The 7,720-nt window shown below is 70.0% G+C and carries 6 protein-coding genes and 1 pseudogene; 4 read left to right on the forward strand and 3 right to left on the reverse strand.

Features of this window, described 5'->3' with window-relative positions; genetic code table 11:
* From CVO76_RS14195 to CVO76_RS14205, 3 genes and pseudogenes are all read left to right on the forward strand, one after another.
* A pseudogene (locus CVO76_RS14195) lies at nt 1-197 on the forward strand (6-phospho-3-hexuloisomerase); the annotation flags it as partial.
* A gap of 40 nt (nt 198-237) precedes the next feature.
* A complete protein-coding gene (gene hxlA, locus CVO76_RS14200; protein ID WP_208739800.1) occupies nt 238-861 on the forward strand; it encodes a 3-hexulose-6-phosphate synthase in 624 nt (207 codons plus the stop codon).
* A gap of 175 nt (nt 862-1,036) precedes the next feature.
* Entirely contained in the window at nt 1,037-2,326 is a 1,290-nt protein-coding gene (locus CVO76_RS14205) for a M20 family metallo-hydrolase (protein ID WP_208739801.1), read from the forward strand.
* A gap of 54 nt (nt 2,327-2,380) precedes the next feature.
* On the opposite strand, the gene CVO76_RS14210 is transcribed toward CVO76_RS14205, so the two are convergent.
* Genes CVO76_RS14210 through CVO76_RS14220 form a run of 3 tightly spaced genes read right to left on the reverse strand, consistent with a single transcriptional unit; the run spans nt 2,381 to nt 6,679 of the window.
* Nucleotides 2,381-3,661: an ArgE/DapE family deacylase gene (locus CVO76_RS14210; RefSeq protein WP_208741836.1), complete on the reverse strand. Its 1,281-nt coding sequence runs from the start codon at nt 3,659-3,661 to the stop codon at nt 2,381-2,383.
* A 4-nt stretch (nt 3,662-3,665) separates the two neighbouring features.
* Entirely contained in the window at nt 3,666-4,991 is a 1,326-nt protein-coding gene (locus CVO76_RS14215) for an MFS transporter (protein WP_208741837.1), read from the reverse strand.
* Between the two features lie 2 nt (nt 4,992-4,993).
* Nucleotides 4,994-6,679 (reverse strand): amidohydrolase, encoded by a 1,686-nt coding sequence (locus CVO76_RS14220; protein ID WP_208739802.1) that lies wholly within the window; start codon nt 6,677-6,679, stop codon nt 4,994-4,996.
* A 106-nt stretch (nt 6,680-6,785) separates the two neighbouring features.
* On the opposite strand from CVO76_RS14220, the gene CVO76_RS14225 reads away from it, so the two are divergent.
* The coding region (locus CVO76_RS14225; protein ID WP_208739803.1) for a hypothetical protein at nt 6,786-7,720 on the forward strand (935 nt) is incomplete at its 3' end.

The following is a 7,720-nucleotide window of genomic DNA, read 5'->3' on the forward strand; positions in this document are numbered from 1 at the left end:
CCGGACTGGCCCACCGCGTGGTGGTCATCCCCGCCGCGCAGAAGACGGACCACGGCGGCACGGCGTCCCGCCAGTACTCCGGCAGCCTCTTCGAGCAGGCACTGCTCCTGGTGCTCGACGCCACGTTCCACACCCTCTGGAAGGCCGACGGCACCCCCGCCGAAGACCTCTGGCCCCGGCACGCCAACCTCGAATAGCGCGCCACCCCTGATCACCCCAGCCAGCAAAGGAAACATCATGAAACTGCAACTCGCCATGGACGTACTGACCGTCGAGGACGCCCTCGAGCTCTCCGGGAAGGTCGCCGAGTACGTCGACATCATCGAACTGGGCACCCCTCTGGTCAAGAACGCGGGACTCTCCGCCGTCACGGCCATCAAGGAAGCCCACCCGGACAAGATCGTCTTCGCGGATCTCAAGACCATGGACGCCGGCGAGCTCGAGGCCGACATCGCCTTCACGGCCGGCGCCGACCTCGTGACCGTGCTCGGCGTTGCCGATGACTCCACCATCGCCGGAGCCATCAAGGCCGGCAAGGCCCACGGCAAGGGCGTGGTCGTGGACCTCATCGGCGTCGACGACAAGGCAGCCCGCGCCAGGGAGGTCACCGACCTCGGTGCGGAGTTCGTCGAGTTCCACGCCGGACTCGACGAGCAGGCTCAGGACGGCTACGACCTCGACACCCTGCTGACCGCAGGCAAGGAAGCCGGCGTCGCCTTCTCCGTCGCCGGAGGCGTGAAGCTCGCCACCCTCAAGGACGTCCAGGCCTCGGGTGCCGATGTCGCCGTCGTCGGCGGCGGTATCTACAGCGCCGATGATCCCGCACATGCCGCGAAGGAACTGCGCGCAGCGATCAGCTGATCGACCCGTAGCAGGGAGGAAAGGCCGGTCCCTCGGGGCCGGCCGTGCCGTTTCCCCGGGCGCTGTGCGAAAGCACACCGGGGTTCCGCTGATCGGTGGAGAACAGCCAGTACCGCGTGGTGCCCCCGCTGGGACGATTGGATGGACAGCCGATTCCGCCACAGAATGGACCGCCATGGGCAACGACGCCGTACCCAACCCTGACCCGTCGACGTACGAGGGGAGGGACGCCGCCTTTCTGCAGGACTTCGCCACCCTCAGTACCTTCGGAGCCACGCCCAGGGGAGGAGTGGAACGCCAGGCGGGCTCGCCGGCCGATGGCGAGCAGCGTGCCTGGCTCACGGACCTGCTGACGGCGCAGGGCTTCACCGTCCATTTCGACCGGGCCGGCAACCAGTTCGGGCTCCTCGAGCTCGTTCCCGGCGCACCCTTCGTGCTCGTCGGCTCACACCTCGACTCGCAGCCGACCGCCGGCAGGTACGACGGCGCCTTCGGCGTCCTGGCCGCAGCCCACGCGGCGTTCACGCTCGCGGAGGAGTGGCGCGCGGCCGGTGCTGTTCCGCGCTACAACCTCGCGGTGGTGAACTGGTTCAACGAGGAGGGCTCGCGGTTCAAGCCGTCCATGATGGGCAGTTCCGTGTTCACGGGGAAGCTCGCCCTCGAGGATGCGCTCGCCACGACGGACCCGGCAGGGATCGCCGTGCGCGAGGCACTGGCCGCGACGGCGAGCTCCGGCACGTTCGGGGGACCCGACCCGGCCTACTACGCCGAGATCCACATCGAGCAGGGCCGCGGGATGGAACGGGACGGCGTCGCGATCGGCGCCGTCGCATCGAACTGGGCGGCGAACAAGTACGAGTTCGTCATCCACGGCGAGCAGTCCCACACCGGATCGACGGTCATGGCGGACCGCCAGGATGCATTGCTGGGGGCTTCGCTGCTGGTCGTGGCCGCGCGGGACGTCGCCGATGCGTTCCCGGCGGGCGCCGTCCACACCTCGGTGGGCGAGCTGCACGTCTACCCGAACTCCCCGGTGGTCGTCGCGTCCCGCGTGAGCCTGCTGCTGGATCTCCGCTCCGCCGACGAGGAACTGCTCGCCGCCGCCGACCGGCAACTGCACGAGCAGCTCCGGGTGATCGAGGAGCGGGCCCGGGTGCGCATCGAGAAGACCGGGTCGCACTGCTGGCCGGTCACGCCCTACCAGCCGGCGGGCGTCGAGCTGGCGGAGAAGATCGCCGCGAACCGCGGCCTGAAGCACGCCCGCGTCCAGACGATCGCCGGACACGATTCCACCAACATGAAGGACGTGGTCCCGACCGTCATGCTGTTCGTCCCCTCCGTCGAGGGCATCTCGCACAACGAGCACGAGTACACCACCGACGAGGACATCGTGAACGGCCTGCACGTGCTCACCGACACCGTCCGCGCGCTGTGCCTCGGGGAGCTCGACGAACCGACGAAGTGACTCCCAGACAGAAGGAGCCCCGCCACTGGCGGGGCTCCTTCTGTGTAGTACGGCTCAGGCCGTCTCGGCGACTCCGCACCAGCCGGCGATGAACAGGGCGATCGTCTTGGTGACGTTCCGGACCGACTCGACGGACACGCGTTCGTCGAAGCCGTGGATGGCCTCCGACGTCGGCCCGTAGGCCAGCGCCGGGATGCCGGCATAGAGCGAGAACACGCGGCCGTCGAGGTAGCCCGGCGTGGTGAAGCTCTGCAACGCGGCCCCGGTGACGTGCTGGTGGGCCGCCGCCAACGCCTGCTCGGCCGCCGACCCCTCCTCGAGGACATGGCCCTCGGAGAAGAAGCCCGTACGCACGGCCGAGATCTCCGCGTCGCTGTCGATACCTGCCAGGCAGTCCTCGATCTCACGCCAGGCATCCGCCGCCGAGATACCGGGGTAGAGGGAGGCACGGACGTCGAACTCGCACCAGGAGGGGACGCTCGAGGGCCAGTCACCACCGGCGATTCTGCCGATGTTGAAGTTGATCGGATGGTCGAGGTCCTCGAAGTACCGGTGCTCGCCCTTCTCGGCATTCCAGCGGTCCTGCACCGTGCGCAGCTCCTGCATGATCGGATATGCGGCGTCGATCGCATTGAACCCCGACGCCATCTCGCGGACGTGCGTCGGCTGCCCGGACACCCGGACGCGGAACCAGATGACGCCCACGTTCGCGCGGACGAGCATGTCCTCCTCCGGCTCGGGAATGACGACGGCGTCGGCCGTGTAGCCGCGCTGCAGCGCCGCGAGCGACCCGTTACCCGTGCATTCCTCCTCGACGACGGACTGCACGTGGATGCGTCCCTGGGGTGACAGACCGGCGGCGCGCACGGCGTCGAACGCGAACAGGTTCGCGGCGAGCCCGGCCTTCATGTCGCCGACCCCGCGCCCGTACATCCAGCCGTCGAGGATCGGGGCATCCCAGGGGCTGCGGGACCAGGTCTCCACCGGGCCGGTGGGGACGACGTCGATGTGCCCGTTGAGGATCAGGGACCGCCCGGCTGCCGGCGCCGACGGCGTGTACGTCCCCACCACGTTGGTCAGGTCCTCGAAGTCGACCGTCGTCGGGCCGTACCCGACGTGCCCGGACAGGGACTCCTCCTCCAGCTGCCACCGGTCCAGCTCGAACCCGCGCTCCTGGAGTGCGCTGACCATCAGGTCCTGGGCGCTGGCCTCCTGCGCCCGCAGCGAAGGGTGGCGGACGAGCTCGGCCGTGAACGCGAGCTGGCGGTCGAAGGCGGCATCGACGGCGTCGAGGATCCGGGTACGCTGTCCGTCGTCGAGCCCGGACCCGGGCATGACATCACTGGACAATGGCCTTGTCCTTCACGCGGAGGCGCTCGCCGAAGAAGCCGCCGGCTGCGGTGATGAGCGAGACGGCCATGAGCAGCAGGGCCGCGGTCCAGGATCCGCCGCCGGTGGCGCCCTGCAGGGCGACGGCGATGAAGGGGAGGAATCCGCTCAGAGCGCCGGCGAGGTTGTAGCCCAGGGCGACGCCGCTGTAGCGGAGGTGGGGCGGGAACAGCTCGGTGAGCAGGGCGCCGGTCACCGCGTAGGCGATGGACAGGAACGCGATGCCGAGCGTCACGGCGAGGATGATGGCCGCGGGGTTCCTCGTGTCGATGAGCCAGAACAGCGGGAACGCCGCTGCGGCGGTGACGAGGCCACCGAGAAGGGTCATGCGTCCGGGCCCGACGCGCTCGCTGAGGCGTCCCATGACGAGCACGACGCCGATCTGGAAGACGGCGGCGACCAGGGTCGCATTGACCATGAGCCCACGCTCGAGGCCGAGCGTGACGGTGCCGTAGCTGATGACGAAGGTGGTCATGACGTAGAACCCGCCGACACCGAGGAACGCGGCGGCGACAGCGACGAGCAGGCGGCCCCACGCGTTGCGGAAGACCTCCAGGGCGGGGATCTTGGCACGCTCCTCGAGCTTGACGAGTTCCCGGAAGATCGGGGACTCCTCGACCTTGAGCCGGATGTAGAGGGCGATCAGCAGCAGCGGGAAGGCGGCCAGGAACGGCAGGCGCCAGCCCCAGGAGTCGAAGGCCTCCGAGGGCAGCAGCAGGACGAGGGCGAAGGCGCCGGAGGACATCAGGGTGCCGACGGGAGAGCCGACCTGCACGAGCGCCGCGTACCGGCCGCGCTTCTCGATGGGTGCGTGCTCGACGGCGATCGTCATGGCTCCGCCCCACTCGCCGCCCACGGCCAGGCCCTGCATCAGGCGCAGGATGGCGAGCATGATCGGGGCTGCCAGCCCGATGCTGCCGAAGTCCGGCAGGACGCCGATGAGCCCGGTGGCACAGCCGATCATCACGATGGTGATGAGCAGTGCGGGTCGGCGCCCCACGCGGTCGCCGATGAAGCCGAAGAGGACGGCACCGAGCGGGCGGGCCGCGAAGCCGACGCCGAAGGTCGCGAAGGCGGCGAGGGTCGCTGCGGTGGGGTCCAGCGTCGTGAAGAACAGGCGGTTGAACACGATCGCCGCGGCGGTGCCGAAGAGGAAGTAGTCGTACCATTCCAGGGCCGTGCCGACGAACGCGGCGCGCGCGATCTTGCCGGCGTCGGCCCCGCTCACTGTCGGGATCTCTGATGGGGGTGCGGGTGTTGCCTCGGAGGGTTGCATGGTCATACTTCCTGGTCGGAGGGGAGCGGGGCGGTGGCAGGGACGGGGACGACCGTCCGGGGGGTGAGGAATCCGTCGCCGAAGACGCACTCGCCGCCCACAAGGGTGGCGAGGACGGTGATGGCGCCGATCCGGTCCGGGTCGACGCGGGCGGGGTGGTCGGAGAGGACGACGAGGTCGGCGAGCTTGCCCGCCTCGAGGGTGCCCCGGCGGTCCTCCTCGCCGGCGGCCCACGCGGCGTCCACGGTGTACGCGCGCAGGGCGGTCTCGGCGTCGACGCGCTCCTCGGGAGCGATGACGGCGCCCGACGACGTGGTCCGCTGCACCATGGACTGCATGCCGAGCAGGGGAGCGCCGGTCGCGACCGGGCGGTCGGAGCTGCCCGGGACACGCACGCCCCGCTCGAGGAAGGATCGATGGCGGTAGACCCACGGCTCGCGGTCGCGTCCGACGGCGGCGGCCATGGTGTCGCCGACCTCGTACAGGAAGCGCGGTTGCGGGACGGGCGTGATGCCGAGCTCCACGAACCGGTCGAGCTGGTCGGGGCGGACCATGCCCGCGTGTTCGATCCGGTGGCGGACGCCGGGCCGGGGTTGCTGCTGCTGGGCTGCCGCGAAGGCGTCGAGGGCGACGTCGACGGCGGAGTCCCCGATGGCGTGCGCGGCGACGGTCCAGCCGGAGCAGTGTGCCGAGACGATCCGGCGGGTCAGTTCCTCGATCGAGAGCTGGAAGTCGCCGGTACCGTGGGCGTGGTCGCAGAACGGTTCGGTCACGGCAGCGGTGCGCCCGATCAGGGACCCGTCCACGAAGATCTTCATCGGGCCGATCCGGACGGTGTCGTCCCCGAATCCCGTGGCGATGCCGAGGTCCAGGCCGAAGGTGATGCCGTCGTCGTCGTGCGCCGTGACCGGATGGAGGGCGTCGCTGGCGACCATGAGCTGGACGCGCGTCCGCAGTCCGCCCTGCCGGCGCGCGAGCGCATAGGCGGCGAGTTCGACGGGGCTGCGTCCGATCAGTCCGCCGCCGATGCCCGCTTCCACCACATGCGTCAGGCCCTCGGACGCGTACACCTCGCTGGCCCCTGCGACGGCGTCCGCCAGCTCCGCGACGGGATACGGCAGCACGAGTGCGGTGACGAGCTGCTGGGCCCGTTCCTCCAGCAGGCCCGTCGGGCCGTCGGCGTCCGTCATCACCTTCCCGCCTTCCGGCGTCGCGGCCGTGCCGTCGAGGACGCCGGCCAGCTCGAGGGCGAGGGAGTTCACCGAGCACATGTGGCCGGAACGGTGCTTCAGCCAGACCGGGCGTCCCGGGGCTGCGGCGTCCAGCAGCGTGCGGTGCGGGTGGGCGCCGAGGACGGTGTCGTCGTACCCGGACCCGACGAGCCACTGACCCTCGTCGAGGATCGCTGCGGCATCCCGCACCGCTGCGGACACCTCGTCGAGGGTGCGGCAGCCGCTGAGGTCGAGCTCCTGCAGTGACTGCCCGAACCACGCCATGTGGTTGTGGGAATCTCCAAACCCGGGGACGACGACGGCCTGGTCCGCGTCGATCGTCCGCCGGGCCGGGAGGCCGGAGACGTCGTCGTCGAACCCGACGATGAGCCCGTTGAGGATGCCCATCGACTGCGCCGTCGGGCGGGTATCACTGAGTGTGAAGAGCTGGGCGTTGATGATCTTGACGTCGAGCATGGTGTTCCCTCGAGTGGGTGGAGCTGTTCGATTCCTACCAGTGTGGTCTCCGTCACCGGCGCCCACAATGGAGGGATGGCACGGACTCCAGCCCTAGGATGGGCAAATGCCCAAGAACAGTGACTCCTCGGCAACCGGGCGGTCGGTCCTGTCCGACGTGGTGACCAGCTGCCTCGCGGACATCGACGGCATCGCCGAACGGTTCCTGATCGACGTGCAGGACATCGAGGGCTACGCGGGCTCGCCCGTCCAGGACCAGGACCTGCGGGACACGGCCGTCGCCTCGATGGAGCTGCTGCTGAGGATGGTCGGCGGACTGCCGGTTCCGGAGCGCCTGGCGCTCATGTCGGACGCGCTCGGCCACCGCAGGGCGAGCCAGGGTGTACCCCTCGAGTCACTGCTGAGGGCCGTGCGGATGGACTTCCGCATCCTGTGGACCGAGATGCTCGGCAGGGTCCCGGCCGAGTCCCTGTCCGATTTCACGCACGATGCGGTGCGGGTGTGGGAAGCCGTCGAGTTCCATGTGACCCGTGTGCACGCCGGATACATGGACGAACTCGCGTCGATGGCCCACGAGAAGGAACAGCAGCGGGCCTTCCTGCTGTCGAGGCTGCTGTCCTCCGACGGTCGGGACCCGCAACTGCTCGGGCAGGCCGCACGGGCGCTGGGCGTGTCTCCGCAGGGATCGTTCGTCGTCGCGGTCGGGGCGGGAAGTGCGCGCAGGGAGTTCAGGGCCGGCGTCGCCCGGGCGCAGGCGGAGGACTACCTGCACGAGCGCGACGGAGCGCTCATCCTCGTCCTCGAGGACCGGCGTCCGCCATCGGGTCGGGCGACGGTCGCCGTGCCGGCCTGGCTGACCGGCCTCCGGTGCTTCGTCGCGCCCGTCGCCGGGTCCTTGGCGGAGGTCCCGACGATGGTCCGCGTGGCCCTCGAGGCCGTGGCGGTGCTGGACTTCACGGCGCCGGGCCACCAGTCGATCCGGCAGGCCTGGGGTCCGGTGGCTGCTGCCCGGCTCGGCGGTCGACGCACTGATCCGGGAAC

The organism is Arthrobacter agilis (assembly GCF_002953615.1).
GTDB lineage: Bacteria > Actinomycetota > Actinomycetes > Actinomycetales > Micrococcaceae > Arthrobacter_D > Arthrobacter_D agilis_B.

Excerpts from the sequence above, each read along its gene's own strand:
- CVO76_RS14205 (WP_208739801.1), top strand. The coding sequence starts at position 1,037 with ATGGGCAACGACGCCGTACCCAACCCTGACCCGTCGACGTACGAGGGG.
- CVO76_RS14215 (WP_208741837.1), bottom strand. The coding sequence starts at position 4,991 with ATGCAACCCTCCGAGGCAACACCCGCACCCCCATCAGAGATCCCGACA.
- hxlA (WP_208739800.1), top strand. The coding sequence starts at position 238 with ATGAAACTGCAACTCGCCATGGACGTACTGACCGTCGAGGACGCCCTC.
- CVO76_RS14210 (WP_208741836.1), bottom strand. The coding sequence starts at position 3,661 with ATGCCCGGGTCCGGGCTCGACGACGGACAGCGTACCCGGATCCTCGAC.
- CVO76_RS14220 (WP_208739802.1), bottom strand. The coding sequence starts at position 6,679 with ATGCTCGACGTCAAGATCATCAACGCCCAGCTCTTCACACTCAGTGAT.